The following is a 26,568-nucleotide window of genomic DNA, read 5'->3' as shown; positions in this document are numbered from 1 at the left end:
CTGGACGACTGCTGCACTCGAGGCAACTATATACCTAACTTAGGTATGTAAGAGGTGTGATGAGCGACACGGACGGCCGGCTCGACCCGTTGACGGTGCTGCCGCGCCTGATGCAGCTGAGTACGGCGCTCAACCGCAGCCACCTCGCCGAACGCGCCATGGAGCAGGCCGGCCTCGCCCTCGATCGGCCGGCGCTCACCGTGATCGTCACCCTTCAGATGGCGGGCAAGCCGCTGCGCGTCGGCGAGATCGCCACGCGGATGCAGGTCGTCGGCCCGCACGTCACGCGCCACCTGAACGCACTGGAGAAGCGCGGCCTCGTCCGCCGCGTCGCCGACCCCGAAGACCAGCGCGCCCGCCTCATCGAGCTCACGCCGGACGGCGCCGCCGCGGCCGGGCGCTACCTGCAGACCGTCCTGAGCTGGTTCACCGAAGCGGTCGCCGACTGGTCGATCGAGGACCAGCGGACGTTCGGCACGCTGCTGAACCGGTTCGTCGACGACTTGACCGCCCGGCTGTCCGAAGTGGAGTGACTAGGCCCAGGTCACGGCGAAATCCGCGTACCCCCGTGCCATTGCGGCCCGGGAGGCTTCTTCCTCGGCGGCATCCCGATCCGCCGCGCGAAGCGGGTCGAACGCGGTCATGGTGAAGGCCAGGCGTTTGCCCGAACCGCGGGTGCGCCAGACGCCCATCAGCTCGCCGTCCACCAGCAACGCGCCGGGGCTGCCGAGGATCTTCCACACTTCCTTCGCGCGAGCCTTGTCCGGCACCAGCACGGCCTTGTCGCGAGCCTGCGTGAACGGATCCAGTGGCGGCAGCAACCGGACCACCGACGGCGACGGCGGGTTCTCCAGTGCGGTCACCTGATCGGCGGGCAGGAACGCCCGGCGACCGTCCACTTTGACCTCGGCCAGATCACCGGGCCAGGCCGCCGACAGAGCCGTCTTCGCCGTGCCCACGAAACCCGCCGCGTCACCTTGGGTGGCGGGGCCGTTCGCGACCAGGTAGCCGCGCACCACGCGCGAGACGGCCGCCGCGTCCGGCGAAGTGCGCATGCGGCCACGGTTCTCCAGCGGCGCCAGCGTCGCCGGGGACTGGTCGGCTTCCAGGCGCACGCCGCCGTGGAGGGTGGCCAGGCGCATGAGCTGCTCCTGGATGTGCGTGGCGTTGCAGGGGCGGCACCAGCGGGAGTACTCGGGCGGCAGCTCGCGGGTGGCGGCGGCGCTCACCGCGCCCTTCGACATCGGCTGCGTCACGACCTTGCGGATGGCCCGCGCCGCGGTGAAGAGGACCTCCGACGCGGGCACGCCTGTCGCGCCGATTTCCTTTTTCTGCCACAGCATCCGGGCCAGGGCGTCGGCGTCGTCGAGGGGGATCAGCGACGTCACGAGCTCGCGCAGGTCTTCGCGCCGGTGGAAGTGCGGGGCGCCGCGGTGGGACCAGACGAGCACCACGCGCGGATCGTCCACAAGGGACGTCGGCTCGACCGGCGACGAAGACCGCGCCGAGAGGGCGAGCAGGGCGGTGCCACGCATGCTGTCCTGCAGGCCGAGGTCGAACAGCGGCGACGCCACCGGATCCGCGAAGTCCCGGTGCAGCCCGTGCCGCGCGACCCGGTACGCCAGCACCTGCTTGCGTGACACCTCGAGCACAGCGGCCTCCTTCAGCTCAGTGCGTAGTCGAAGGTGTACGACACCGTCGGCTCGCCGATCGTGCCCTTCACCGCGCCCGACCCGGTCAGGCCGGTGAGCTCGCCCGTCGCCGAGCCGGCCACGACGTCGAACTTCGACCAGATGCCCTTCGGGTCGAAGCCGCCCTCGTGCCGCACCACGAACGTGCCGCGGCGGCCGTCCACCTTCGCGTCGAACCGCTCGAAGCTCGGCGACGTGGTGCCGCCGCCGTCATAACCCTCGCCCGCGTAGTACAGCAGGTAATCGCAGATCGACTCACCTTCGATCACGCCGCGGTACTCCATCGTCGCGTGGGCGTAGGCGACACGCGGGCCGCCTTCGCTGCCGCTGGCGAGGTGTTCGTCCCAGTTCTTCATGCTGAACGTGTTCATGAGGACCACTCAACCGCCCATACCTGTCAGCTTGTGTCAGGATTTTCGGTCATACTCGACTCATGCGCGCGTCCCGGCTGCTCACGGTGCTGCTCCTGCTGCAGAACCGCGGCCGGATGACGGCCGAGGAGCTGGCCGCCGAGCTGGAGGTCTCCGTCAGGACGGTCTACCGCGACATCGACGCGCTGTCGGCTTCCGGCGTGCCCGTCTACGCCGACCGCGGCCGCACCGGCGGCTACCAGCTCGTGGACGGCTACCGCACCCGGCTGACCGGGCTCACCGAGGAGGAGGCGCAGTCGCTCTCGCTGGCCGGGCTGCCCGTGGCCGCGGCGGAGCTGGGACTGGGCACGGTGCTGGCGGCGGCGCAGCTCAAGTTGTCTGCCGCGTTGCCGAAGGAGCTGCGCAGCCGTGCGGGCCGCGTTGCCGAGCGGTTCTACCTCGACGTGCCCGGGTGGCACCGCGGGATCGAGAGCCTGCCGGTGCTGTCCGCGGTGGCCGATGCCGTGTGGTCGAGCCACCGCATCCGGATCCGCTACGAACGCTGGGGCCAACGCGAGATCGAGCGCGTGCTGGAGCCGCTGGGCCTGATCCTCAAGGCGGGCAACTGGTACCTCGCCGGCCGATGCGAGGGGTCCGACCGCACGTACCGGATTTCCCGGATCCTGGAGCTGACCGACCTCGGTGAGGCGTTCGAGCGACCGGCGGATTTCGACCTGCCTCGGTACTGGCAGGAATGGTCGGAGCAGTTCGAGCGACGCATGTACCCGCGGCTCGCGACCGTGCGCCTGTCGCCGCGGGCGCAAGGGCTGCTGCCGTTCTACGCGGGCAGCGTCGGGGCGCGGGCGCTGCGCGAGGCCCTGGACGGCGGCACCATCGCCGATGAGGAAGGCTGGCTCACGATGCAGCTGCCGGTCGAGCCCGGGGAACCGGCGATCGGCGAGCTGCTGCGGTTCGGGCCGCACCTGGAAGTGCTCGAGCCGGCGGACCTGCGAGCGCAGCTCGCTGAGGCGATCAGGGAGATGGGCGCGACCTATGGGTGAGCTGGACGGGGTGCGGATCGGCGTCACGGCCGAACGCCGCGCCGACGACCTCATCTCGGCCCTGCTTCGCTACGGCGCGCAGGTGCGCCACGCGCCGACGATCACCATCGTGCCCCTCGCCGAGGACCCCGAGCTGCGGGTCAGCACCGAAGCCGTGCTCGCCGCGCCGGTTGCGTTCACGGCTGTCACGACCGGTGCCGGCTTCCGCGGTTGGCTCGCCGCCGCTGAAGGCTGGGGCCTGAAGGACGACCTGCTGGCGGCGCTGGGCTCGTCGCGGATCTTCGCGCGCGGGCCGAAAGCGGTGGGCGCGGTGCGGGGCGCGGGGCTGCGCGAGGAGTTCTCGGCACCGGGGGAGAGCAACGCTGAGCTGTTCGGAGGGTTGGTCTCCGCGGGCGTGGTCGATTCCCGCGTCGCCGTGCAGCTCCACGGCGCGCCACTGCCGGAGTTCACCGGTCTTCTGGTTGGCGCCGAGGTCGTCGCGGTGCAGCCCTACCGCTGGCACTCACCGGCCGACACCGGCCCGGTCTACTCCCTGGCGCACGACATCCTCTCCGCCGAAGTCGACGCCCTCGTCTTCACCAGCGCCCCGGCGGCCACCAACTTCCTGGCCCTCACGGCCGACACCGGCGCCCACGACGTTCTCCGCCGCGGCGCGATCAGGACCTTCTGCGTGGGTGCGGTGACGGCGGCCCCGCTGGAAGCGCAGGGCATTCCGACGCTCCAACCGGACCGGCAACGGCTCGGTGCTTTGGTGAAGCTGGTGGTCTCGACGCTGGGGAGGGCTTGATGGGTGAGTTCAAGGGTCCGTTCGCGGTGCCGCTGGACGACGAACGCACCCAGCTCGAGGCGTTCATCGAGGAATACCGTGTGGGCATCGAGAAGACGCTCGACGGGCTCACCGAAGAGCAGGCCCGCCGCCGCCTCGTGCCGTCGGCGACGACGCTGCTCGGGCTGCTCAAGCACGTCACGTGGATGCAGCGGGTGTGGTTCGAGGAATGCGTCGGTGGCACCTCTCGCGGTGAGCTCGGGCTGGTGCGGAGCCCGGACGAGTCGTTCCGGCTCGCCGACGACGACACCGTCGCCTCGGTCACGGCGGCCTACCGGGAAGCCTGCGCCACAGCCCGGACGGCGGTCGCGGACCGGGTGCTGGACGCCGTCGTGACCGGCCACCCGTCCGGCCCGCGCACTGTTCGCTGGGTGTATCTGCAGGTGCTGCGGGAGCTGGCCCACCACTGCGGCCACGCCGACATCCTGCGCGAGCAGATCCTGTCCGCCTGAGCTCAGGAAGCCCCAGCTCAGGAAATTACAGCCACGCGCTCGCGCCCGGCCGCTTCCTCGCCGAGGCCGTGGCGCCAGTAGCCGGTGAAGCAGATCGTGTCCTTGTCGAAGCCGCGTTAGCGCACGAGGTGGCGGCGGACGTGCTTGACGATGTCGGCCTCGCCCGACACCCAGGCGTACGGCGCACCGCCGGGCAGGCTCGCGGCGCGCACGGCATCGAGCAGAGCTTCGCCGTGGGGGCGGGTGCCGCGCACGACCCAGTGGAGTTCGACCGCGCCGAGGGTGTTGAAGGTCTGGCGTTCGGCGCGGTCCGGGATTTCGACGTAGATCGAAGCCCCCGCCGACCGTGGCAGGTTCTCCACGATCGCCCCGATCGCGGGCAGCGCAGTCTCGTTGCCGACCAGCAGCTCCCACTCGGCGTTCTCCGGCACCTCATACCGGCTGTGCGGGCCCACGAACGCGACCCGGTCGCCCGCCGTCGCCCGCGCGGCCCACGCCGAGGCCGGGCTCAGCGTGTCGTCGTGGAGCACGAAGTCGATGTCCACCTCGCCGAGCAACGGGTCGGAACGCGCGCACGGTGTAGGTGCGCACCGGCGGCCGCACCTCGTCGGGCATCGCGAGGTAGGACAGGTACCAGGACACCACGTCGCCGCTCGTCGGTGGGGGCGGGCAGCGGCGGCTCGTCCTGATCGTCGAGCGGGAAGAACACCTTCAGATACGCGTCGGGTCCGAAGCCTTCGGTCGTGGCGAGCGTGGCGCAGTCGAATGTGACCCGGGCCATGTGCGAGGTGACCCGCCGGACCGCGAGGACCCGGCCGCCGTGCGCAGTCAGCACTGCCATTAGGTACCCAACCTAAGTTTTCGACCTAGAAAAGGCCTTCGGGCTCCGCCTCCTGCGGCAGCCCGTCCGGCCGCCAGCGATATTCGCGCAGGTTCACGCGCTGGCCGTCGGCGAGCACACCCTCCGCGCGCAGGAGCTCGAGCTGGCGGTGGGCCAAGTGCGGCGCCGGAGTGCCGTTGGCGCGCAGGATCCGTTGCCAGGGCAGGTCGTGCCCGTCTTCGGCGAGTACGCGCCCGACCAGCCGGGGTGACGGAGCGCCGCTGAGCGCGGCGATGTCACCGTACGTCGCCACCGTGCCCGCCGGCACGTCGCTGATCACGCCCCGGATCCGTTCGTGAAGTTCGTCGTCCACCCGAGCACTGTGCCGCACGCCACCGACAGTTTCGACCGCCGGTCGCGCAACTGCGTGCCGGTGCGCCACTCGTGCGTGTCAGCGTGCTTCCATCGTAGGCGTGAACGGGCGGAGAACGGCGCAGGGCAGGGCGCGGCTCGTGCGCCCGCCCGCTGCCGGCGCACCCACGTTCACCTGGGACGCGGGCGCTCGCCGGCTGCTGTCCGCACCCGCCGGGTTTCTCCGCGTGCTCGGCGGTCCCGGCACCGGCAAGACGACCTTGCTCGCCACCGCCGCCGCGCGCCGCATCGCCGACGGAGCCGATCCGGAGAGTGTGCTCGTGCTCACCGCGTCGCGCCGCGCGGCCGACGCGCTGCGGGCCGATATCACGCGCCGCCTCACGTCCGATCCCGAGCAGTCGTCGGTGTTGCCGCGCACGGTGAGTGAACCGCTCGTGCGCACGGTGCACTCGTACGCGTTTTCGCTGCTTCGCCTCGAAGCCCGCGCCGAAGAGCTGCCGCCGCCGCGGTTGCTGGCCGGCGCGGAGCAGGACGTGGTCGTACGTGAGCTGCTGCAGGGTGACCTCGACGTCGGCGCCCCCGGCTGGCCCGACCAGCTGCGTCCGGCACTGCTCGTGCCGGGCTTCGCCGAGGAGCTGCGCGACCTGCTGATGCGCGCGGCCGAACGCGGGCTCGGCCCCGAGGACCTCGTCGAGCTGGGCCACCGCACCGACCGCGAGGAGTGGGTCGCGGCGGGGCACTTCTGGGCGCAGTACGAGGAGGTCACGCAGCTGCGGGGCGCGGGCGGCAACGCGCTCGGCGTCCGCAGCGCGCCCGCGCTCGACGCCGCCGAGCTGGTCACGTCCGCGCTGCTCGCCCTCGAAGACGACGAGGAGCTGCGCGACCGCGAGCGCGGCCGCGTGCGGCACCTGTTCGTGGACGACGCCCACCACCTCGACCCGCTGCAGATCCAGCTGATCCGCCAGATCGGCCAGAGCGCGGCCGAGTTCGTGGTGGCCGGCGACCCGGACCAGTCCGTGTTCTCCTTCCGCGGCGCCGATCCCCGCCTGTTCGCCGACGCGGACTCCGACGGCGATCGCACGGTCACGCTCACCACCTCGCACCGGCTCGCCCCGGCCGTGCGCGAGGCCGTGACGAAGCTCGGTGCCACGCTGCCAGGCGCGTCGCAGCACCGAAAACTCGTGTCGCCCCCGGGAAAACGCGGGGGCAAAGTCCGCGTCCGGCTGATGCCGACGCCTGCCGCCGAGGCGAGCTGGATCGCCGACCAGCTGCGTCGCGCCCACCTCGTCGACGGCGTGCCGTGGTCGGAGATGGCGGTGCTCGTGCGCTCGCCCGCGCGGACTTTCCTGGTGCTGCAACGAGCTTTGCGCGCGGCCGGAGTACCGATCGGCTCGGCGACGCAAGAGCTGCCGCTGGCCAAGCACTCCGCCGTCCGGCCGCTGCTGGCCGTGCTGCGGATCGCGGCCCAGCCGGAGCTGCTCGACGTCGACCTCGCCGAAATGCTGCTGTCCTCGGCCCTCGGTGGCGCCGACCCGCTCGCGTTGCGCCGGGTCCGCCGCGGCCTGCGCCGGCTCGAGCTGGCCGGCGGCGGCCAGCGTTCCAGCGACGAGCTGCTCGTGGAAGCCCTGCGCGGCGGCGACATCCTCGTCGGGCTCGCCGACGCCGAAGCGACGCCGGTGCGGCGCGTCGGCAAGCTGCTGAGCCTCACCCACCAGGCGGTCGCGCGCGGCGAAGGCGTGGAACAAGTGCTGTGGGAGCTGTGGGAGGCCAGTGGCCTGCAGGAACGGTTGCTGCGGTTCGTCGACCGCGGCGGCTCGCTCGGCGCGCAGGCCGACCGAGACCTCGACGCCGTGGTCGCGTTGTTCGACGCCGCCGGTCGTTATGTCGACCGGCTGCCGCGCGCGAGCGTCGCGTCGTTCGCCGACTACCTGTCGTCGCAGAACATCGCCGGGGACACGCTGGCGCCCGCCGCGATCCCGGGTGAGGGCGTGTCGCTGCTGACCGCGCACGCGGCCGCGGGTCGCGAGTGGACAGTCGTGGCCGTCGCGGGGGTGCAGGAAGGCGCGTGGCCGGACCTGCGCCTGCGTGGCTCCCTGCTCGGCGTGGAGCGCCTCGTCGACCTGCTGTCCGGAGTGCACGACGGCGACCAGGTCTCGGCCATCGCCCCGATCCTGGCCGAGGAGCGGCGCCTGTTCTACGTCGCCGCCGCTCGCGCGCGCCGGACGCTGCTGGTCACGGCCGTCGCCGGTGAAGACGAGCAGCCGTCCCGCTTCCTCGACGACCTGGAGGAGAACGGCGCTGACGACGGCGCGCTCGATTCCCGCATGAAGCCGCCCGGGCGGTCGCTGGTGCTGGCCGAGCTGGTCGGCGAGCTGCGCGAGGTCGTGTGCGACGACAAGGCCGACCCCGAACGCCGTGCCCGTGCGGCGAAGCAGCTAGCGCGGCTGGCCGACGCCGGCGTGCCGGGCGCCCACCCCAGCACGTGGTACGGCCTGCTGCCGTCCTCCACCGACGACCCGGTGCACAAACCCGGCGACCTCATGCGGATCTCACCGTCCACCGTGGAAGTCCTGGTCAAGTGCCCGCTGCGCTGGCTCGTCGAACGCCACGGCGGCAGCGATCCCGCGCAGCTCGCCGCCGTCACGGGAACGCTGGTGCACGGCCTCGCGCAAGCCGTGGCGGGCGGCCGAACCGAGGATCAGATCCAGGCCGCGCTCGACGACGCGTGGGTGCGCGTCGACGCCGGCGCACCCTGGTTCTCCCGGCGCGAGCGCAACCGCGTGGAACAGATGCTGCGCAACTTCGTCGCGTGGCTGGAAGGCAGCCGCAAGGAGCTGATCGAGGCGGGGGTCGAGCAGGACATCGAAGTCGAGCTGCCGATGGGCGACGACGAGGTGCGCGTGATGCTGCGCGGCCGCGTCGACCGCGTGGAGCTGGACAAGGACGGCCGCCCGGTGATCGTGGACATCAAGACCGGCAAGGTGCCCGTGTCCAGCGCCGACGCCGAGCAGCACCCGCAGCTCGCCGCGTACCAGCTCGCCGTGCTGCTCGGCGCGATCGAGGGCAAGAACGCCCCGGGTGGCGCGCGGCTGGTGTATGTCGCGAAGACCAACAACAAGACCGGTGCCACGCAACGCGACCAGCCGCCGCTCGACGACGACGGCGGCCGGCAGTGGCTGGACCTCGTGCGTTCGGCGGCGGCCGCGGCGGCCGGGCCCGACTACCAGGCCCACGAGAACCCCGACTGCGACCGCTGTCCCGCCCGCGGCTGCTGCCCGCTGCGGCCCGAGGGCAGGCAGGTGACGGGCCCGTGAGCGTCCAGCTCATCGCCAACCCGGTCGAGCCCGCGGAGATCGCCGACGCCCTCGGCCTGCACCGCCCGACCCCCGAGCAGGCCACGGTGATCGCCTCGCCCGTGGAGCCGTCGCTGGTCGTCGCCGGCGCCGGCGCGGGCAAGACGGAGACGATGGCCGCACGCGTGGTGTGGCTGGTGGCCAACGGGATCGTGAGTCCGGAACGCGTGCTGGGCTTGACCTTCACGCGCAAGGCGGCGCGTCAGCTCGGCGAACGCGTGCGCGCCCGGCTCCGCCGCCTGGCCGGGTCCGGGCTGCTGGAGAAGCTCGACCCGTCGGGCGGGTTGCGCGCCACGGTCGTCGCCGGCGAGCCCACCGTGCTGACTTACCACGCGTACGCCGGGCGGCTGCTGTCCGAACACGGTCTGCGGCTGCCGGTGCAACCGGGCGTGCGGCTGCTGTCGGAGACGTCTTCGTGGCAGCTCGCGCACCGCGTGGTGTCCACTTGGGACGACGACCTCGACACCGACCGCGTGCCGTCGTCGGTCACGGCGCAGCTGCTCGCGCTGGCCGGGGAGCTCGGCGAGCACCTCGTGTCGACGGAACGGCTCGCCCAGTACACGACGTGGCTGTGCGAGGTGATCGAGAACGCCCCGCGCGCCAAGGGGCAGCGGGCGGCGCTGCCGCAGAAGCTGCAGGAAGTGATGGCGGCGCAACGGTTCCGGCTCGCACTTCTGCCGCTCGTCGAGGCCTACCACCGGCGTAAGCGAGCCGAGGGCGCGCTCGACTTCGCCGACCAGATGTCGCTCGCGGCGCAGCTGGCCGACGGCTATCCGGCCGTGATCACGAGCGAACGCGAGCGCTACGGCGCCGTGCTCCTCGACGAGTACCAGGACACCGGCCACGCGCAGCGCGTGCTGCTGCGGTCGCTCTTCGGCGGCGGCGATCACGCGCCGATGCCGGTCACCGCCGTGGGCGACCCGGCGCAGGCCATCTACGGCTGGCGCGGCGCTTCAGCGGCCAACCTGCCGCGCTTCACCACCGACTTCCCGCGCCACGTGGACGGCCGGCTCGTGCCCGCGCACGAGTTCGGCCTGCTCACGAGCTTCCGCAATCCGCCGCAGACTCTGGACCTGGCCAACGCCGTGGCGGAGCCGTTGCGGACACGCGGACTCGGCGTCGAACCGCTGCGGGCGCGTGAGGGCGCCGGCCCGGCCGACATCGCCGTGGCGCTGCTGCCGGACGTCCGAGCCGAACGCGAGTGGGTGGCCGACGCACTGGCACGTCGTTGGCTCGCCGAAAAAGAGGAGAAGGGCAAGCCGCCGACGGCCGCCGTGTTGGTGCGCCGGCGCGCGGACATGGCGCCGATCGCGGCCGAGCTGCGGATGCGCGGGCTGCCGGTGGAGGTCGTCGGCCTCGGCGGGCTGCTCGACGAACCGGAGGTCGCCGACCTCGTCAGCACGTTGCGGGTGCTGGCCGACCCGCTCGCCGGCAGCGCGGCGGCCCGCCTGCTCACGGGCGCGCGCTGGCGGCTCGCGGCGGCGGACCTGGCCGCGTTGTGGCGGCGCGCGGGGGAGCTGTCTTCGCCCGTGCCGCAGGCGGACGCCGAGGACGAACCAGTGCTCGTCACCGAACGCGCCGAGCAGGCCGGGCTCATCGACGCCGTGGACGAACCCGGCAAGCCGGAGCGCTACTCCGAGGAGGGCTACCGGCGAATCCGGCGGATCGGCGCGGAGCTGGCGGCGTTGCGGCGGCGCCTCGACCAGTCGTTGCCGGAGCTGGTGGCCGACGTCGAACGCACGATGCTGCTCGACGTCGAGTCGCTGGCCCGCCCGGGATCGGCCGGCCGCGCGCACCTCGACGCGTTCGCGGAGGTCGTCACCGACTACGCCGAGACGGCGCCGACCGCCACCCTTTTGTCCTTTGTGGACTACCTCAACACCGCCGCGCACGCCGAAGACGGCCTCACGCCCGGCGAGGTCGAGGTCGTGCCCGACCGCGTGCAGGTGCTCACCGTGCACTCCGCCAAGGGGCTGGAGTGGGAGGTCGTGGCCGTGCCGCACCTCGTGGCCGAGGTGTTCCCGAGCAAGCGCCGGTCCTCGTCGTGGCTGCGCACGTCGACGTCACTGCCCGCGGTGCTGCGCGGCGACTCGGCCGACCTGCCTGAGTTGCGCCTTTCCGACGGGTTCGACCGCAAGGAGGTGCAGGAGGCCCTCGAACTGCACGAGGAGGGCTTCGCCGAGCGGGAGGCCGACGAGGAACGCCGGCTCTGCTACGTCGCGCTCACGCGGTCGGAACGCGCCCTGATCGTGTCCGGCCACTGGTGGAACGAGAGCAGCACGCGCGCGAAGGGACCCTCGGTGTTCCTCACGGAGATCGCCGATGTGCTGCGCGAGGCCGACCCGCCGATCGGCGTGCTCGACGCGTGGGCCGACGAACCCGCCGACGACGAGGACAACCCGCTGGTCGCGGATTCACGCAAGGCGAGCTGGCCCGTCGACCCGCTGGGCGACCGGCGGACGGGTGTGTCGACGGGCGTGGAGATGGTGTTCGCGGCGATGGCGGCGCTGCCCGAAACACCCGAGACACCCGAGGCACCCGAAGAGCCTGTGCGCGTGAAGGCCGACCCCGAGCAGCCCGAACTCCTCGGCGTCGCCGAGGACGACGAGGTGCCGCTCCCGCCCGAGCCCGACGAGTTCGAGGAAGAACCCCACGAGGACGAAGAAGCTTACGAGGACGAAGACGAAGACACCGAAGACGTCGACCCCGAAGACCCCGACGGCTGGGCCGCCGACACCGACGTCCTGCTCGCCGAACGCGCCCGCGCACAGGCCACTGTGGACCGAGTCGTGCTTCCGGCCCAGCTGTCGGTGAGCCAGCTCGTGGAACTCGCCGCCGACGCCGAAGCGCTGGCCCGGAAGCTGCGCCGCCCGCTTCCCTTGCCGCCCAACACTTTCGTCCGCCGCGGCACCGCGTTCCACACCTGGCTCGAACAGCGCTTCTCCGGCGAGGGCCTGCTGGACATCGACGACCTGCCCGGCGCCGCCGACCTCGGCGAGGCCCCCGACTCCGATTTCGAGGAGCTGCAAGAAGCCTTCGAACGCAGCGAGTGGGCCGAACGCGTGCCGCTGGCGGTGGAGGTGCCCTTCTCGGCCGACGTCGAGGGCATCACCGTGCGCGGCCGGATGGACGCCGTCTACGCGGATCCCGACGGTGGCTGGACCGTCGTGGACTGGAAAACCGGCTCCGTCCCGTCAGCCGACCGCCTGCCCGCGCTGGCCGTGCAGCTCGGCGCGTACCGGCTCGCGTGGGCGGCGCTGAAGAACGTGCCGGTGGACCGCGTGCGCGCGGCCTTCCACTACGTCCGCCACGGCCACACGCTCAGCCCAGCCGACCTCCTCGACGCCGAAGGCCTGCGCGACCTGTTGCGCAGCGTCCCACGCGAGTGACTCAGGCAGGTGATTCAGGGGGTGATTCAGGCGAGTGATTCAGGCGTTGTCGCGAACCTGCAACGCCCACTTCACCAGCGGCCACTGCGCCGTCAGCCGGAACCAGGCCGCCGCGCGCACCGGAGCCGACGACAGCTTCTTGCGTTGGAAGTCCAGCGCCATCTTCACGTTGCCGGGGAACACACCGACGAACAGCAGCGCCGCCGCGAGCCCGCCCAGGCGGCGGGTCCTGGGCAGTGCGATGGCCGCCGCCACGCCGAGCTCGGCGGCGCCAGAGGCGTACGTCCACGCGCGACGCGAACCGGGGAGCTCCTCCGGTACCAGCGCGTCGTACTGCTTGGGGCGCAGGAAGTGCGTCAGGCCGGCGGAAGCGAGGAAACCGGCGAGCCAGTACGCAGGCCGTTGCGGCCTGCTCGAGTCGGACATGCGTCCAGCCTGCCAGAACGTGATCACCGCGACGGGTGTGCGGGCGATGACCTTCGGCTATCCTCCCCGCTGTGAGTGACGCCGAACACCCGCGGGGAGCCGGTGCATGAAAGCCCTTAAGCGGCTGCCCCTGAACGTCCGGCTCTACGACCGCCCCGACCACGAGCTCGTCGGCGTGATCCGGATGCCGGAGTTCACCACGAGCCCGATGCGCTCGATCGTCAAACGGATCATCGGCGCGCTGCTCGCGCTGCTGGCGACGGTGCTGATCGTGTTCGCCGACCGCGGCGGCTACCGCGACGTCAACGGCGACGGGGTGTCCTTCCTCGACGCGATCTACTACTCCACCGTCTCGCTCTCCACGACCGGCTACGGCGACATCGCACCGGCCTCGGTGTCGGCGCGGCTGGTGAACGTCCTGATCATCACGCCCCTGCGCGTGCTCTTCCTCATCGTCCTCGTCGGGACCACGCTGGAGGTGCTCACGGAGCGCTCCCGGCAGGCATTCAAGATCCAGAAGTGGAGGACGAAGGTGCGCGACCACACCGTCGTCGTCGGATTCGGCACCAAGGGCCGCTCGGCCGTCAACGCGCTGCTCGGTGACGAGGACGTGCAGCCCAGCCGCATCGTCGTGGTCGACACCGACCAGCAGGCACTGGAGGCGGCCAGCTCGATGGGCCTGGTGACCGTGCACGGCTCCGCGACCAGGGCCGACGTGCTGCGCGTGGCCGGCGTGCAGCACGCGAAGGCCGTGGTCGTGGCCCCGAACCGCGACGACACCGCCGTGCTGGTCACGCTCACCGCCCGCGAGCTGGCGCCGAAGTCGCACATCGTGGCGTCGGTGCGGGAGGCGGAGAACGTCCACCTGCTCAAGCAGTCGGGCGCGAACCAGGTTGTGGTCTCGAGCGAGACGGCCGGCCGCCTGCTGGGCATGGCGACGTCTGCGCCGCTCGTGGTCGACATGGTCGAGGACCTCATCACGCCGGAGTCGGGCCTGGCGATCGCCGAACGCGCCGTGGAGCCGTCCGAGGAGGGCGGTTCGCCGCGGCACCTGCCCGACATCGTGCTCGGCGTGGTCCGTGGCGGCGTGCTCTACCGCGTCGATGCCCCGCAGGCCGACGCGATCGAACCGGGCGACCGGCTGCTGTACGTCAAGAAGGTCACCTCGGCCGACAAGGTTGAATCCTGACGCGTCGAATCCTGACCGCCGGGTGACGGCCGATCGGCGGACGGTGACGACGGCCGCCGGGACCTCACTGGGTTTTGCCCCGTGGATCTGGAACCATGGCGGCGTGCAGCTCTCCGACCTCACGAGCAAGACCTCAGTCCAGAGGTGGCTGCAGGGGGGCATCCCGGCTGCCGTCGGCGTGCTCGTGGTGGTACTGGCGTGGCTCGCCGGCCCCGGCCTGTTCGGCATCGCGGGCGACCAAGCCGGTGCGCCCGTGCAGGCCGAGGTGACCCGGCCGGCCGCGTGCTCGGCCGGAGACCCGGTCGAGTCCGTCACGTTCAGCCTGGGCGGCAAGCCGCGGCAAGGCACGCTCAACGGCTGCGGCCACGCCAAGGGCGAACGCGTCGAGGTCGGTGTGCCCGTGGACGCCCCGGCCGACGGCCCGATCACCGTCAGCGCGGCCGACACCTCGGCCGGCGCTCAGGACGCGCGCGGCCCGGTTGCGCTCGTGCTGCTGGTCTTCGCGTGCTTCTCGGGCGGCATGTATGCGTTCCTGGTCATCCGGGGCTCGGGCAAGCTGGCCCTGCTGCACTGAGCCGCGCGCTCGATCTTGCCGGGCTCCCTCCGGGCACCGGGCAGGAGACGTCTTGCCTGCTCGCGGTCACGGTCTCGCCCCAGGCGCGCAGGTGGCCGAGCAGTTCGAACCGCACCGGGCATGCTCACGGGACCCCGGCCGGCCCCGGATCCCTAACTGACCAGGGACGACGGCGCGGCGAACGTGTTGCAGTCGGCGATCCGGTTGGCCTTCGCGCCCTGGCGCCACCAGTAGGCGTAGTGGGCGTTGGTGCCGTGGTCGTGGCTGTGGGACGTGTTGTCGCCGCGGGTCTCCTGGTCGTTCCAGGCCTTGTTGTACATGTCGCGGGTGACCGTGCCGCCCTGGTCGACGTGGGCACCGAGGAACATGCCCGAGAAGCACTGGGCCTGCAGCTCCTTGCGCCGCGACATCTCCAGGCCCGCGGGGCTGTTCTGGCCGACCGCGTAGATCTTCTGCCACGCGGCGTCCATGATCCCGGCGACCTCCTGCACGTGGTGGCCGTACTCGTGGGCGAACAACGCCAGGTAGACGCCCGGGTTGTTGCCGTACTGGTCCGTCTGCAGCCCGGCGAAGGGCACGTACAGGTTGTCCTCGCAGTAGTACGCCGCCGTCGCGATGCCGACCTGGATCGTGCCGCACGCGGTCTCGAAGCTCGGCCCGGTGGGGAAGTGCAGCGCGGGCGGGGTGAACGGCAGGTCGTAGGCCTGGAGGAACGGGCCCCACGCCGCGTCGAGGCACTTGCTGGCCGCGGTGAAGAACGCTTCCGCGCCCGACTGCGTGCTCTGCCACGTCGGCAGGTCGCAGACGCGGTTCTGCAGCCCGGCGTTGGGGTCCTGCAGAATCGGGTGGTCGGCCAGCTTGAGGATCTTCTGCGGGCCGGTGGAACTCGGCTCGGAGGACTCGGTCGGTGCCGAGGAGGCGGTGGAGGACGAGCCGTTGTTCGGCGGCAGCTCGAACGCGCTGGTCGGCGCGGGCGCCGGCGGGTTCTGGTAGCCGGTGGCGTTCACGCCCTGGCTCGGCCGGTTCAGGGCGACGATCGCGACGACCCCGAGCACCAGCACCGTGACGGCACCGAGCGCGATCCCGATGATCGCGCCCGGAGACTTCTTCTGGTGCTGCGGTGGGAAGCGCTGCGGCGGGTACTGGCCCAGCCACGGGTTCTGCGGCGGCGGTCCTTGTGGAGGCCCCTGGGGTGGGCCCTGCATCGACGGACCCTGTGCCGATCGACCCTGGGGCAGGGAACCCGGGGGCCCCTGCCTGCCGGGCGCTTGACCCGGGACCGGCGGCGGTTGAACGGTCCCGCGAGGCGGCACCGGGCCGTAGGGCGGTTGCGTCATCAGGGCAGTCCCGGAGGGTCTCGGCACGGGCCGGGCGGCCCCCGGCTTCCGTTCAGCATATCGGGGGAACGGTGGCCGCACGCACCACTCGTGCCGACGCCGTCACCCGACCCGGGTGTCACCCCAGGTCTGGCCCGGTTTGGGCGCCTCTGGAAGAGTGAGCGGCAGCAAGTGACGGGTCGTGAGTACGAGGGGCTTCGATGACAGACACACCCGGTTCGCCGGGGTCCGGCGCGCCCGATGACGACGCGCCCACTCCGAGCCAGGGTTTCCAGCGCCCCGAGCCGTCCAGTCCTGACCAGACCGGCGCCACGGGCACGCCCGATTCTTCAGGCACCGCGCAGCCCGAAGGCTCGCAGCAGACGCCCGGCGCCGGCGGCGTTTCGCAGCAGCCGCCCCAGACTCCGCAGATCCCGCCGCCCGCCGGCTGGCAGTCGCCGGGCACGCCGTCGCCCGGTGGCCAGTGGCAGTCGCCCGGTCAGCAGTACGGGCAGCCGATGCCGCAGTACCCCGGCGGCGCCTACGGGCAGCAGGGCGGCTGGTCCCCGCACGGCCTCGGCAAACCCGGCGTGATCTCGTTGCGCCCGCTCAACGTCGGCGACATCCTCGACGGCGCGATCACCGCCATCCGGCGCTACCCGGTGCTGATCCTGGGCACGTCGGCGGTCATCGCGGTGATCGTGGCGGGCCTGACCCTCATCGTGCAGCTGGTGGTTCAGCCCGACCTCAACCGCGTCGCGACGCTCGGTCCGGCCGCCACGCAGCAGGAAGCGCTCGACGCGTTGTACAACCTGCTGGGCAGCACCGCGCTGTCGCTGATCCCGACGCTGATCATCACGCTGCTCGGCCAGACGTTCCTCACCGGCTTCCTCACGGTCGTAATGGGCAAGGCCGTGCTCGGCCGTCCCGTCGACTTCCGCACGGCCCTGCACGAGGCGGCGCCGCGGTTGCTCCCGTTGCTGGGCCTCACGATCCTGTACGGGCTGGCCACCATGGTCGCCGCGATCTTCTGCCTGCTGCCGGCCGTGATCCCGTATGTGTTCTGGGGGCTCGCGAGCCCCGCGCTGGTGCTGGAGCGCGGCACGATCCGGCAGGCGTTCGGCCGTTCGCGCACGCTCGTGTCGGGCGCGTTCTGGCGCGTGCTCGGCATCCTGCTGCTGGCCGCCGTGATCGGCTGGCTGATCACGGCGATCATCGGGATCCCGTTCGACCTGGGCTCGGGCGCGTTCTCGGGCCTGTTCGACCCGCAGGCCGCGGCGCCGGTCCAGACCACCGGCGGCCTGGTGCTCAGCGCGGTGGGCACGATGATCGCGAGGACGATCGTCGCGCCGTTCCTCGCGCTGGTCACGGTGGTCCTCTACATCGACCAGCGGATGCGCCGCGAGGGCATGGACATCGAGCTGGCGCGGGCCGCGGGCCTCAACCCGCCGCCGGCTCCGCGGCAGGCGTGGTGACGTTCCTGCTCACCGACGTCCCGGTCGACATCGACCGGGACCCCGCCCGCCTGCGGGCGACCCAGGAGCTGAGCGACCCGGCGTACGCGGCCGCGCGGCCGGGGCTGCTGCAACAGGTCGCGCACTGGCTGGGCGAGAAGTTCAGCGAGCTGCTGAACAGCCTCTCCGGGGTGCCGGGCGGACCGTTGGGCCTGCTGCTGATCATCGGCCTTCTGATCGTGCTCGTCGTGGTGGTCCGGCTGCGCGTCGGGAAGGTCGGCCGCGCGGCGCAGGCGGCGCGGCAGGTCTTCTCAGGTCGGCGCCGCACTGCCGACGAGTACCGCAAGGCGGCCGAACAGGCTGCCGCGCAACGACAGTTCGCCGACGCCGTGCGTGAACGGTTCCGCGCGATCGTGCGGGGCCTCGAGGAACGCGCGCTGCTCGACTCCCGTTCCGGCCGGACGGCCGACGAAGCCGCCGCCGAAGCGGGCGCACTGTTGCCCAACCTCGCCGCCGACCTCGCGGCGGGCGCCCGGCAGTTCGACGACGTGCACTACGGCGGCCGGCCCGGTACCGAGGCCGCCTACCGCGCCCTGACCGACCTCGACGACCGCGTCCGCCGTGAGCGGCCGGTGCTGGTGGGCGCGTGACTACGTCGGTCTCACCTGATCTCCGGCGCATTTGGCGCGGCGTGCGGGTCCCGCTCGCGCTCCTGCTGCTGATCGTGCTCGTCGCGCTGGCGCTCGTGCTCAGCCGCGGCGACCAGACGAGCGGCGACCTCGAACCGGGTTCCTACGAACCGAACGGCAGCCACGCCCTTTCGCACCTGCTGCAGGAAGAAGGCGTTGACGTCCACCCCGTCCACACGATCGCCGAGGCGCTGCAACAGGTCGACGGCGGCACGCTCGTGATCACCTCGCCGGACCGGGTGCCGGGCGACGGGCTCGTCGACCTGCGCCGCCGTGTCGCGCACCTCGTGCTGCTGGCGCCGGGCCCCGAGGCACTGTCCAAAGTGCTCCCGACGGTGAGCGCGGTCGGCAGCACCGACGTCGCCACGCTCGACCCTGGCTGCACGGTCGGGGCCGCGGTCGGCGCCGGACCCGCGACGCTCGGCGGCACGCGCTTCCGCACCGAGGACCCCGAAGCCCGCCAGTGCTACCGCGACGGCCAGGCGCCGACGCTCGTGCAGGTCGCCGACCGCTCGGGCACCGTCACGGTGCTCGGCACGGGTGCGCCGCTCACCAACGACCGCCTCACTGACGAGGGCAACGCCGCGCTCGGGATGCGGCTGCTGGGCGACCACCAGCGGCTCGTCTGGTACGTGCCGTCGCCGACGGATCCCGCGCTCGGCGGCGGGCAGAAGTCCTTCTACGAGCTCATCCCGACCGGCTGGCGCTATGGCGCCGTCACGGCCGGGATCGCCGTGGTGCTGCTGGCTTTGTGGCGCGCGCGCCGCCTCGGCGCGGTGGTGAGCGAACCGTTGCCGATCGTGGTGCGCGCCGCGGAAACGGCCGAAGGCCGCGCGCGGCTGTACCGCCGGGGCGGCGCGGCCGGGCACGCGGCCGAGACGTTGCGGGAAGCGGCCCGCGCGCGGCTGCGCACGAGACTGGGCCTGCCGCGCGACGCCGAGGCGGCCGCGGTGGTCGAGACAGTGAGCGCGCGCACGGGCCGCAACCCGGCCGAGGTCGGCGGCGTGCTCTACGGTCCGCCCCCGGCCGACGAAGCCGGGCTGGTCCGGCTGGCGGACGAACTGGACAGCGTGGAACGAGAGGTGGAGCGGTCTTGAGTACCGAACAGACGCAGGCGCCGAATCAGGCTCAAGACGCGCGAGCGGCCCTGATCGCCCTGCGCACCGAGGTCGGCAAGGCCGTGGTGGGCAACGACGCGGCCGTCACCGGGCTCATCCTGGCGCTGCTCTGCCGCGGGCACGTGCTGCTGGAAGGCGTGCCTGGCGTCGCGAAGACGTTGCTGGTGCGGGCTTTGGCGGCGTCGCTGGACCTGAAGACCACGCGCGTGCAGTTCACGCCCGACCTGATGCCGGGTGACGTCACGGGTTCGCTCGTGTACGACGCGCACAGCGGCGAGTTCTCGTTCCGCGAGGGCCCGGTGTTCACGAACCTGCTGCTGGCCGACGAGATCAACCGCACGCCGCCGAAGACGCAGTCGTCGCTGCTGGAGGCGATGGAGGAGCGGCAGGTCTCGATCGACGGCACGCCGCGGCCGTTGACCGTCCCGTTCATGGTGATCGCGACGCAGAACCCCGTGGAGTACGAGGGCACCTACCCGCTGCCGGAGGCGCAGCTGGACCGGTTCCTGCTCAAGCTCACCATGCCGGCGCCCTCGCGTGAGGACGAGGTCGGCATCCTCTGGCGTCACGCGCAGGGCTTCGACCCGCGGGACCTCGCGGCCGCGGGCATCCGCCCCGTCGCCGGTGCCGAGCAGCTCGCGACCGCGCGCCAGGCCGTGGCCCGCGTGACGATCGGTCCCGAGGTCATCGGCTACGTCGTGGACCTGTGCCGCGCGACGCGGGAGCTGCCGGCCGTGCGCATCGGCGTTTCCCCGCGTGGCGCAACGGCTTTGCTCGCCGTCACGCGGGCGTGGGCCTGGCTCGCCGGTCGCGACTACGCGACGCCCGACGACGTGAAGGCGCTGGCCCGGCCCGCGCTGCGGCACCGGCTCGACGTGCGGCCCGAGGCCGAGCTCGAGGGCGTGACCGCAGACGGGGTTCTCGACCGGGTGCTGGCCTCCGTGCCGGTGCCGCGCTGAGCGGTGGCCCTCACCGGGCGGCTCGGGCTGCTGGCGCTGCTGGGTGCGCTGGTGGTCGGGCTGCTGTTCCCGTCCGCGGCCGGCGTGCTCGGCGTCGTCGTGGTGCTGCTCGTGCTGGTGGCCGTGGACCTCGTGTTCGCCGGCAGCGTGCGCGCGCTGCGGTTTTCGCGCGGTGGCACCACTTCCGTGCGCCTCGGTGAGCCCGCCGAGGTCACCCTGACGGTCACGAATCCGGGCCGCCGCGGGGTGCGCGGGTTGCTGCGCGACGCGTGGCCGCCGAGCGCGGGCGCCGACGACCGCCACCGGATCTCCGTGCCACCGGGCGAACGGCGGGTCTTCACCACCGCGATGCTGCCGACTCGCCGTGGCGACCGCCAGGCGTTCCGCGTGACCGTGCGCGCTGCGGGACCGCTGGGACTCGCGGCGCGCCAGGGTTCGCACGAGGTGCCGTGGTCGGTGCGGGTGCTGCCGCCGTTCCACAGCCGCAAGCACCTCCCGTCACGGCTGGCGCGGCTGCAGCAGCTCGACGGCCGCAGTGCGGCGATGATCCGCGGCCAGGGCACGGAGTTCGACTCCCTGCGCGAATACGTGGCGGGCGACGACGTCCGCTCCATCGACTGGCGCGCCACCGCCCGCGCGGCCGACGTGATGGTCCGCACCTGGCGCCCGGAACGCGACCGGCACGTGGTGCTCGTCCTCGATACGGGCCGCGTGTCCGCCGGCCGCGTCGGCGACGCGCCCCGGCTCGACGCAGCAATGGACGCCGCGCTGCTGCTGGCCGCCTTGGCCTCCCGTGCGGGGGATCGCGTGGACCTGCTGGCCTACGACCGCCGCGTGCGCGCCGCCGTGCCGGGCTCGTCGGCCACGACGTTGCTGCCGTCGCTCGTGAACGCCATGGCGCCGCTCGAACCGTCCCTCGTCGAGACCGACTCCCGCGGCATGGTCGCGGCGATCCTCCAGCGCACCCGCCGCCGTGCGCTTGTCGTGCTCCTGACGGGCCTCGATGCGGCGCCGCTGGAGGAGGGCCTGTTCCCCGTGCTCAGCTCCCTGACCTCGCGACACCAGGTGATCGTCGCGTCCGTGGCCGACCCCCGCGTCGCCGAGATGGCCCGCGCCCGCGGCGACGCCGAAGCCGTCTACGACGCCGCCGCGGCCGAGCGCACCCTCGCCGAACGCGCCTCCGTCACGGCCCGCCTGAGCCGCCGCGGCGTCGAGGTGGTGGATGCCGTGCCGGAAGACCTGCCACCGGCGTTGGCTGACCGGTACCTGGCGCTGAAGGCCGCGGGCCGGCTGTAGGGGAGTTCGCGCCGCAATCCGTTGCGCCGGACGGTCCTTTGCGGACTCCCGTTCCGCCTGCGTGGTGTTCTGCGTGGCCGGTCTCGCGAAAATCGTTGAGCAAGGGAAACGATGAAGAAGTAGTGGATCACGGCCGCGGTCGCCGCATCGCCAAGCGCGACGAGAATCGGCCTCGCGTGCGTGCAGCAGGGGCTCGCGGGCGTGCAGACGGACCTGCCGGTGATCGTGAGCCGGCTCCACGGGGTCCGGCCGAACAGGACCTCCCGCGGCAGCCGGTGCACCTGCCGCGGCAGGTCGACGCCGTGCTCGCCCCGCGCCGTCGAGGCGCGGCTCCACGCCGGGGTCGGCACTCGTTGGAGTGGCTTCCCTTGGTGCGTCGCGGCCGGTGCTGTTAAGCCGGAAGCAACTTCGGCTCGAGGAAGTGCTCGCGTGCGTCGGCTGCTGTCCGTGGTGGTGCTGCTGTTCATCGGGTCCGGCGAGGTCGCGCACGCGGCCGACGGCGCGCCCGTCTACCTCGCCGACGGTGGTGGCACGGTCTCGCTCGCCACCGCCGGCGGCAAGGTGCAGCTGGCCGATGCGAAGGACCCGGGAGCGGCCTGGACGTACGACAAGGCCTCCCAGCACTACCGCAATGTCGCGAGTGGACAGTGTCTCGCCGCGCAGAGTCCCGTCGACGGGGTGGGTGTGCTGCTGGCCGCCTGCGCCGACGGGGACCACAAGCAGCAGTGACGTCGCGTCGCGGACAACCCGGGGCTGGTGGCGATCGCGAACATCGCCACCGCGCGCTGCCTCACCGCCGAGGCGCCGACGCCGGGCGCGCGGCTGTACCAGGAAGTCTGTTCGCTGCCGGGCCTGTCCAACGCGTGGGCCGCGGGCGGCCGCACGCTCGCCATCCTGTCCGGCAACGGCCAGCACCTGGGCCACGAAAGACCCCGCGGCGCCGTTCGTGGTCCGCGTGATCAGCGAGAACGGCCAGCCGGCGCCCGAGGTGCCCGTCACCTTCTACGTCCACGCCGCCCGGGCGCAGAACGTGCTGGTCTTCGAAGGCGGCAAGGACACCGCACAGGCCAAAACCGGCGCCAACGGAGAAGCCACCAGCCCCAGGCTCGTCCTGACCGACCCCGGCGAGTTCGACATCCGCTTCACCGGCAGCGCCACCCTCGACGACGGCAACTCCATCGCCTTCGAGGGCAGCTGCCTCTGCTAGCCCGCTTCCGGCAGCGCGTCCCCGGTGTAGCGGCGGTCGAGATCGCCCAGCTCCCCGTCGCGAGCGGCGCGGCGGCCGAGCGTGAAGACGTAGGTCAGGAACAGCAGCTCCACGACCGCGCCGGTGCCGATGCGCACCCACGTCGGCCAGCCCGATGGCGTGACGAAGGCCTCGATCACGCCGGACACCAGCAGCACGCACGCCAGTCCCAGCGCGATCACGACCACGGACCGGCCCTGTTCGGCCAGGGCCGCGCTGCGTGAGCGGCGGCCGGGGTCGATCACGGTCCAGCCGAGCTTCAGGCCGGTGCCCGCGGCGATGAACACGGCCGTCAGCTCCAGCAGGCCGTGGGGCAGGAGCAGGCCGAGCAGCACGTCGCCGCGGCCGGCGGAGGACATCAGGCCGATGGCGATGCCGGCGTTGAGCGAGTTGAGCCACAGCGCGCTGATCACGGGCAGACCCAGCGCGACCCCCAGGAACAGGCAGGTCGCGGCCACCCACGCGTTGTTCGTCCACACCTTCGCGGCGAACGAGCTCGCCGGCCCGGTCGAGTAGTACGTCTCGTACTGGCCGCCGGGCGCGGTCATGGCTTTGATCTCGTCGGGAGAGACCAGCGCCGAACGCACGGAGTCGTCGCCCGCGATCCACACGCCGAGCACGGCCATCACGACCACCGACGCCAGCGCGGCGGGGATCCACCAGCGCCGGCTGAGGTACACCGCAGCCGGGAAGCGGCGGGTGAAGAACAGCGCCACCTCGCGCCACGCCGGGCTGTGCGAGCCCGTGACGGCCGACCGGCCCCGCGCGACCAGGGCCGACAGCCGGGCCAGCAGGGCCGGGTCGGGCGCCGTCGAGCGGATGATCGACAGGTGCGTCGCCGTGCGCTGGTAGAGCGTCACGAGCTCGTCGGCCTCGGCCCCGGACAGCCTGCGCTGCCGCACGAGCTCGCCGAGCCGGGCCCACTCCGCACCGTGCGCCGCGACGAAGACGTCGACGTCCACCCGATCACCTCCTGGAACCCCAGCCTAGGGCTCACTAGGCTTGCCCGGTGCAGGAAGAGTCCGATCTCGTCACCGGTGAGGCCGTGGTCCTCGACCTTCGGGTGGCCAAGCTCGCCAGCCGCGGCGTCGCGATGCTGCTCGACGTACTGGTGCAGGGCGCGCTCCTGCTGATCGTCGTGGTCACTGTGGCCGCGACCTCGTCCGACCTCGACCCGGCGCTCACGATCGCGCTGCTGCTGTCGGTGTTCGTGCTGATCGTGATCGGTTACCCGGTGCTGTTCGAGACCCTCACCCGTGGCAAGTCGCTCGGCAAGATGGCGCTCGGTCTGCGCGTGGTCCGTCTCGACGGCGGCCCCATCCGCTTCCGCCACGCCCTCACCCGCGCCCTCGCCGGCTTCTTCGTCGACTTCTGGGCGCTCGGCTTCCTGGGCGCGGTGGCCGTGATCGTGTCGCTGAGCTCGTCGAACGGGCGCCGCGTCGGTGACTACCTCGCCGGCACTCTGGTGATCCGCGAACGCGTGCCGCAGAGCGCACAGGCCTACGTCGCGATGCCGCCGGGCCTCGAAGGCTGGGCCGCGCAGCTCGACCTCAGCCGCCTGCCCGACGATCTGGCGCTCGCCGCGCGCCAGTACCTGAACCGCTTCCACGAGCTGCGACCCGACGCGGCCCACGCGCTCGGCCAAGGGCTCGCCGACCAGACGGCCCATGCCGTGGGGGTGGCGGTGCCGTACGGCATGCCGGCGTGGGTGTTCCTCTCGGCGGTGCTGGCGGAACGCCGCAACCGTGACCAGGCGAGGCTGGCGCAGCAGGTGCACGCGGGGCCGCCGCCGGCTTACGCGGGGCCGCAGCAGCAGGACCATCAGCCGCGGCCGTTCCAGCAGCAGCCGCCGGCCCCGCAGCCCGCGCCGCAGGAGCCGGAGAACCCCTTCACCCCGCCGAGCTGACCGGCGCTCCTCGAACTCGCCACGGCGCTCGCCGGGCTCACCGCCGACGTCACCGCCACGGCCCACCCCGACGGCTCCGTCACGGTCACCGAACAGGTCACCACCGGCACGCCCGCCACCCACCGCATCGCGCTGCGCGTGCCCACCACCGACGACGAGGACCGCGTCTACACCGTCCGCGACGTCCGCCGCACCGGCTCCGGCCACCTCGACGAGGACGCCGACGGCCTTGCCGCGACCTACACCGGCCGCGCCACACTTCCGTACACAGTGGACGGTGCCGTCGCCGACGGCGGGCAGCTGCGCTGGCAGGTCACCGGCGGCTGGGACGCCGACCTCACCCGCCTCACCGCGGCGTTCAGCGCCCCCGGGATCTCCACAGTGGACTGCTACGCCGGCGTCATCGGCTCGGCCCGCCACTGCACGTTCTCGTAGCTCGGAGCCGATGGCATCGCCCGCGTCGAGCAGGACGGCCTGCGCCCCGGCGAGCGCGTGGACCTCGCGGTCGAGATCCCGCCCGGCGCCCTGCCCGCCAACGCCCGGTTTGTCGCGGTCTCCCCGGTTGCGGATTTCTTCAAGGGCCCCGGGGATCCCCGTGCTCGCCCTGGTTCTGCTGCTGATCGCCGCCGTGCCGACGTGGCTGCACCGCCGCCGCGGCAAGAACCGCTTCGAGGTGCTCAGCCGTGGTTAGCCTCCGCGGCTTCGCCGTCGTCCTGGCCGTCTCGGCCCTGGTTCTGGCCGCCACCCGGGCCCGCGCCCAGGACCTGCCGGCACTCCCGCAAAGCGCCGAGGTCACGCTCAAACTCCAGCGCGACGGCACGCTGTCCGTCACCGAGGCCGTCTCCGTCCCGGCCGGCACGACGATGACGCGCACTCTCCCGCTGCGCACCTCCGCCGACGCCGGCCACGACCGGGTGCTCACCGTGCGCGACCTCAGCATCGAGGGCTCCGGCAGCGCGCAGACCTCGGACGACCAGCTCGTCGTCGACCTGCGCGGCGGCACCTCGGCGGTCCGCTACACCGTCGTCGCTGTCGGCACCGTCGGCCGCACGCTCGGCGTCGAGCACCTGAGGTGGGACGTCGCCGGCGGCTGGGACACCCGCCTGGAGCTGCTGCGCGCGACCTTCGCCGCGCCGGACCTGCCCGACGCCGTGACCTGCCTTGCGGGCCCGCCCGGCTCCGCCACCTCGTGCGGCGCTGCGCAGCTCGACCACTCCGGGCTCACGCGCGTGTCGGTGTCGAAGCTCGCGCCGGTCGACCGTGTGGAGCTCACCGCGGAGCTGCCCGCCGGCACGGTGCCCGCGACCGAACAGCTCGTGCCCGCGAAGTCCGTCGCCGGCGCCTTCCTCGTCATCACCCCGATCCTGGCCGCGTGGCTCGCCTTCGCGGCGCTCGTCCTCGCGGGCCTCGCCACGGTGCTGCTCCTGCGCCGCCGCGACCGGGTCGTCGTGCTCCCGGTCCGCCTCGACGCCGGCGGCCAGTTCTCCTCACCGCAGGGCGTGCTCCCCGGCCACCTCGGTTTCCTGCTCACGGGCCGCACCGACGACCTCGACGTCGCCGCCACCGTGCTCGACCTCTGCGTCCGCAACTACCTGTGGGTCAGCGAGCAAGAAGGCTGGACCCTGCACCGCCGCAACCCGCCGGACGAGTACCTCACCGCCTTCGAACGGACGGTCTACGAAACCGCCGTCCCCGGCGATTCGGCGCCGCTGTCGACCATCACGCCGGACATCGAGGACGAACTGCGCACGGCAGTCGTCCGCCGCGGCTGGCTCCCGCGCCGGCTCGCCCTGCCGGCCAGAATCGCCGTCCGTCTCTGCTGCTACGGCGCCTTCCTCACCGCCCTGCTGGCCTTCGCCGCCGGCTACGCGAACCTCGGCCTGGTCGTCGTCGCCACCGGCGCCGCCCTCGGCCTCTTCGCCGCGTGGCTGCCCCCGCGCACGCGGGACGGCAGCCTTCTCCGTGACCAGCTCCTCGGCCTGCGCGCCGAACTGGCCGACCCGGCGGAAGTCACCGAACTGATTTTCTCCCGCGCCCTCCCGTACGCCCTCGCGCTTGGCGAGCCGGCCGTTGGCTCGGGA

24 protein-coding genes and 2 pseudogenes are annotated in these 26,568 nt (G+C 72.6%); 18 read left to right on the top strand and 8 right to left on the bottom strand.

The genetic code is table 11. The annotated features are described in order from the left end of the window. Nucleotides 1-59: 59 nt before the first annotated feature. Nucleotides 60-533, top strand: coding sequence for a MarR family transcriptional regulator (locus AB0F91_RS30255; RefSeq protein ID WP_360602909.1), 474 nt, complete (start codon nucleotides 60-62; stop codon nucleotides 531-533). Here the strand turns inward: AB0F91_RS30255 and AB0F91_RS30250 are convergent, their stop codons facing one another. Together AB0F91_RS30250 and AB0F91_RS30245 are read right to left on the bottom strand one after the other, a co-directional pair. Further along, nucleotides 534-1,652: a crosslink repair DNA glycosylase YcaQ family protein gene (locus tag AB0F91_RS30250; protein ID WP_360602907.1), complete on the bottom strand. Its 1,119-nt coding sequence runs from the start codon at nucleotides 1,650-1,652 to the stop codon at nucleotides 534-536. An 11-nt stretch (nucleotides 1,653-1,663) separates the two neighbouring features. Beyond that, a complete protein-coding gene (locus tag AB0F91_RS30245) occupies nucleotides 1,664-2,062 on the bottom strand; it encodes a DUF3224 domain-containing protein (protein ID WP_360602905.1) in 399 nt (132 codons plus the stop codon). Between the two features lie 62 nt (nucleotides 2,063-2,124). Here AB0F91_RS30245 and AB0F91_RS30240 point away from each other — a divergent pair, with 62 nt between their 5' ends. Genes AB0F91_RS30240 through AB0F91_RS30230 form a run of 3 tightly spaced genes read left to right on the top strand, consistent with a single transcriptional unit; the run spans nucleotide 2,125 to nucleotide 4,380 of the window. Continuing rightward, nucleotides 2,125-3,102, top strand: a complete 978-nt coding sequence (locus tag AB0F91_RS30240; protein WP_360602903.1) for a YafY family protein — start codon at nucleotides 2,125-2,127, stop codon at nucleotides 3,100-3,102. After that, nucleotides 3,095-3,889, top strand: coding sequence for a uroporphyrinogen-III synthase (locus AB0F91_RS30235; protein ID WP_360602901.1), 795 nt, complete (start codon nucleotides 3,095-3,097; stop codon nucleotides 3,887-3,889). Before AB0F91_RS30240 ends, AB0F91_RS30235 begins: the two co-directional genes overlap by 8 nt. Further along, a complete protein-coding gene (locus tag AB0F91_RS30230) occupies nucleotides 3,889-4,380 on the top strand; it encodes a DinB family protein (RefSeq protein WP_360602899.1) in 492 nt (163 codons plus the stop codon). The genes AB0F91_RS30235 and AB0F91_RS30230 overlap by 1 nt, the downstream gene beginning before the upstream one ends. 116 nt (nucleotides 4,381-4,496) lie before the next feature. On the opposite strand, the gene AB0F91_RS30225 is transcribed toward AB0F91_RS30230, so the two are convergent. The 3 genes from AB0F91_RS30225 to AB0F91_RS30215 form a co-directional block, all read right to left on the bottom strand. Further along, a complete protein-coding gene (locus AB0F91_RS30225; RefSeq protein WP_360602897.1) occupies nucleotides 4,497-4,925 on the bottom strand; it encodes a siderophore-interacting protein in 429 nt (142 codons plus the stop codon). Next, nucleotides 4,889-5,161, bottom strand: a complete 273-nt coding sequence (locus AB0F91_RS30220; protein ID WP_360603069.1) for a siderophore-interacting protein — start codon at nucleotides 5,159-5,161, stop codon at nucleotides 4,889-4,891. The genes AB0F91_RS30225 and AB0F91_RS30220 overlap by 37 nt, the downstream gene beginning before the upstream one ends. 85 nt (nucleotides 5,162-5,246) lie before the next feature. Beyond that, on the bottom strand, nucleotides 5,247-5,573 hold the full coding sequence (locus AB0F91_RS30215; RefSeq protein WP_360602895.1) for an MGMT family protein: 327 nt from the start codon (nucleotides 5,571-5,573) through the stop codon (nucleotides 5,247-5,249). Between the two features lie 139 nt (nucleotides 5,574-5,712). On the opposite strand from AB0F91_RS30215, the gene AB0F91_RS30210 reads away from it, so the two are divergent. Next, nucleotides 5,713-8,886, top strand: coding sequence for an ATP-dependent DNA helicase (locus AB0F91_RS30210; RefSeq protein ID WP_360603068.1), 3,174 nt, complete (start codon nucleotides 5,713-5,715; stop codon nucleotides 8,884-8,886). Further along, the gene (locus AB0F91_RS30205; protein ID WP_360602893.1) at nucleotides 8,883-12,314 is read left to right on the top strand and encodes an ATP-dependent DNA helicase; all 3,432 of its coding nucleotides are present in this window, start codon (nucleotides 8,883-8,885) and stop codon (nucleotides 12,312-12,314) included. The genes AB0F91_RS30210 and AB0F91_RS30205 overlap by 4 nt, the downstream gene beginning before the upstream one ends. A gap of 39 nt (nucleotides 12,315-12,353) precedes the next feature. On the opposite strand, the gene AB0F91_RS30200 is transcribed toward AB0F91_RS30205, so the two are convergent. Then, nucleotides 12,354-12,740: a hypothetical protein gene (locus tag AB0F91_RS30200; RefSeq protein WP_360602891.1), complete on the bottom strand. Its 387-nt coding sequence runs from the start codon at nucleotides 12,738-12,740 to the stop codon at nucleotides 12,354-12,356. A 106-nt stretch (nucleotides 12,741-12,846) separates the two neighbouring features. On the opposite strand from AB0F91_RS30200, the gene AB0F91_RS30195 reads away from it, so the two are divergent. Both AB0F91_RS30195 and AB0F91_RS30190 read left to right on the top strand, forming a co-directional pair. After that, nucleotides 12,847-13,929, top strand: coding sequence for an NAD-binding protein (locus AB0F91_RS30195; protein ID WP_360602889.1), 1,083 nt, complete (start codon nucleotides 12,847-12,849; stop codon nucleotides 13,927-13,929). 103 nt (nucleotides 13,930-14,032) lie between these two features. Further along, nucleotides 14,033-14,503 (top strand): hypothetical protein, encoded by a 471-nt coding sequence (locus AB0F91_RS30190; protein ID WP_360602887.1) that lies wholly within the window; start codon nucleotides 14,033-14,035, stop codon nucleotides 14,501-14,503. A 152-nt stretch (nucleotides 14,504-14,655) separates the two neighbouring features. On the opposite strand, the gene AB0F91_RS30185 is transcribed toward AB0F91_RS30190, so the two are convergent. Beyond that, a complete protein-coding gene (locus AB0F91_RS30185; protein ID WP_360602885.1) occupies nucleotides 14,656-15,708 on the bottom strand; it encodes a neutral zinc metallopeptidase in 1,053 nt (350 codons plus the stop codon). 332 nt (nucleotides 15,709-16,040) lie between these two features. On the opposite strand from AB0F91_RS30185, the gene AB0F91_RS30180 reads away from it, so the two are divergent. The 7 genes from AB0F91_RS30180 to AB0F91_RS30150 all read left to right on the top strand — a co-directional run bounded on the left by AB0F91_RS30180 (nucleotide 16,041) and on the right by AB0F91_RS30150 (nucleotide 22,542). Next, a complete protein-coding gene (locus tag AB0F91_RS30180; protein WP_360602883.1) occupies nucleotides 16,041-17,294 on the top strand; it encodes a hypothetical protein in 1,254 nt (417 codons plus the stop codon). Then, nucleotides 17,288-17,923: a DUF4129 domain-containing protein gene (locus AB0F91_RS30175; protein WP_360602881.1), complete on the top strand. Its 636-nt coding sequence runs from the start codon at nucleotides 17,288-17,290 to the stop codon at nucleotides 17,921-17,923. Before AB0F91_RS30180 ends, AB0F91_RS30175 begins: the two co-directional genes overlap by 7 nt. Then, on the top strand, nucleotides 17,920-19,059 hold the full coding sequence (locus AB0F91_RS30170) for a DUF4350 domain-containing protein (protein WP_360602879.1): 1,140 nt from the start codon (nucleotides 17,920-17,922) through the stop codon (nucleotides 19,057-19,059). The genes AB0F91_RS30175 and AB0F91_RS30170 overlap by 4 nt, the downstream gene beginning before the upstream one ends. Then, complete coding sequence (locus tag AB0F91_RS30165; protein WP_360602877.1) at nucleotides 19,056-20,039, top strand: MoxR family ATPase; 984 nt, start codon at nucleotides 19,056-19,058, stop codon at nucleotides 20,037-20,039. Before AB0F91_RS30170 ends, AB0F91_RS30165 begins: the two co-directional genes overlap by 4 nt. A 3-nt stretch (nucleotides 20,040-20,042) precedes the next feature. Continuing rightward, the gene (locus tag AB0F91_RS30160; protein ID WP_360602875.1) at nucleotides 20,043-21,335 is read left to right on the top strand and encodes a DUF58 domain-containing protein; all 1,293 of its coding nucleotides are present in this window, start codon (nucleotides 20,043-20,045) and stop codon (nucleotides 21,333-21,335) included. 429 nt (nucleotides 21,336-21,764) lie between these two features. Further along, nucleotides 21,765-22,064, top strand: coding sequence for a hypothetical protein (locus AB0F91_RS30155; protein WP_360602873.1), 300 nt, complete (start codon nucleotides 21,765-21,767; stop codon nucleotides 22,062-22,064). Between the two features lie 226 nt (nucleotides 22,065-22,290). After that, nucleotides 22,291-22,542: a hypothetical protein gene (locus tag AB0F91_RS30150; protein ID WP_360602871.1), complete on the top strand. Its 252-nt coding sequence runs from the start codon at nucleotides 22,291-22,293 to the stop codon at nucleotides 22,540-22,542. Here the strand turns inward: AB0F91_RS30150 and AB0F91_RS30145 are convergent. Further along, nucleotides 22,539-23,543, bottom strand: a complete 1,005-nt coding sequence (locus AB0F91_RS30145) for a stage II sporulation protein M (RefSeq protein WP_360602869.1) — start codon at nucleotides 23,541-23,543, stop codon at nucleotides 22,539-22,541. The genes AB0F91_RS30150 and AB0F91_RS30145 overlap by 4 nt on opposite strands. Nucleotides 23,544-23,590: 47 nt before the next feature. Here AB0F91_RS30145 and AB0F91_RS30140 point away from each other — a divergent pair, with 47 nt between their 5' ends. The 3 genes and pseudogenes from AB0F91_RS30140 to AB0F91_RS30130 all read left to right on the top strand — a co-directional run. Then, nucleotides 23,591-24,487 (top strand): RDD family protein, encoded by an 897-nt coding sequence (locus AB0F91_RS30140; protein ID WP_360602867.1) that lies wholly within the window; start codon nucleotides 23,591-23,593, stop codon nucleotides 24,485-24,487. 54 nt (nucleotides 24,488-24,541) lie between these two features. After that, nucleotides 24,542-24,922: pseudogene (locus AB0F91_RS30135) on the top strand (DUF2207 domain-containing protein); the annotation flags it as partial. A gap of 248 nt (nucleotides 24,923-25,170) precedes the next feature. Next, nucleotides 25,171-26,487: pseudogene (locus tag AB0F91_RS30130) on the top strand (DUF2207 domain-containing protein); the annotation flags it as partial. Nucleotides 26,488-26,568 lie beyond the last annotated feature (81 nt).

Origin of the sequence: Amycolatopsis sp. NPDC023774 (assembly GCF_040639695.1) — a bacterium.
Taxonomy (GTDB): Bacteria; Actinomycetota; Actinomycetes; order Mycobacteriales; family Pseudonocardiaceae; genus Amycolatopsis.
This window is presented reverse-complemented; position numbering and strand designations above follow the sequence as displayed.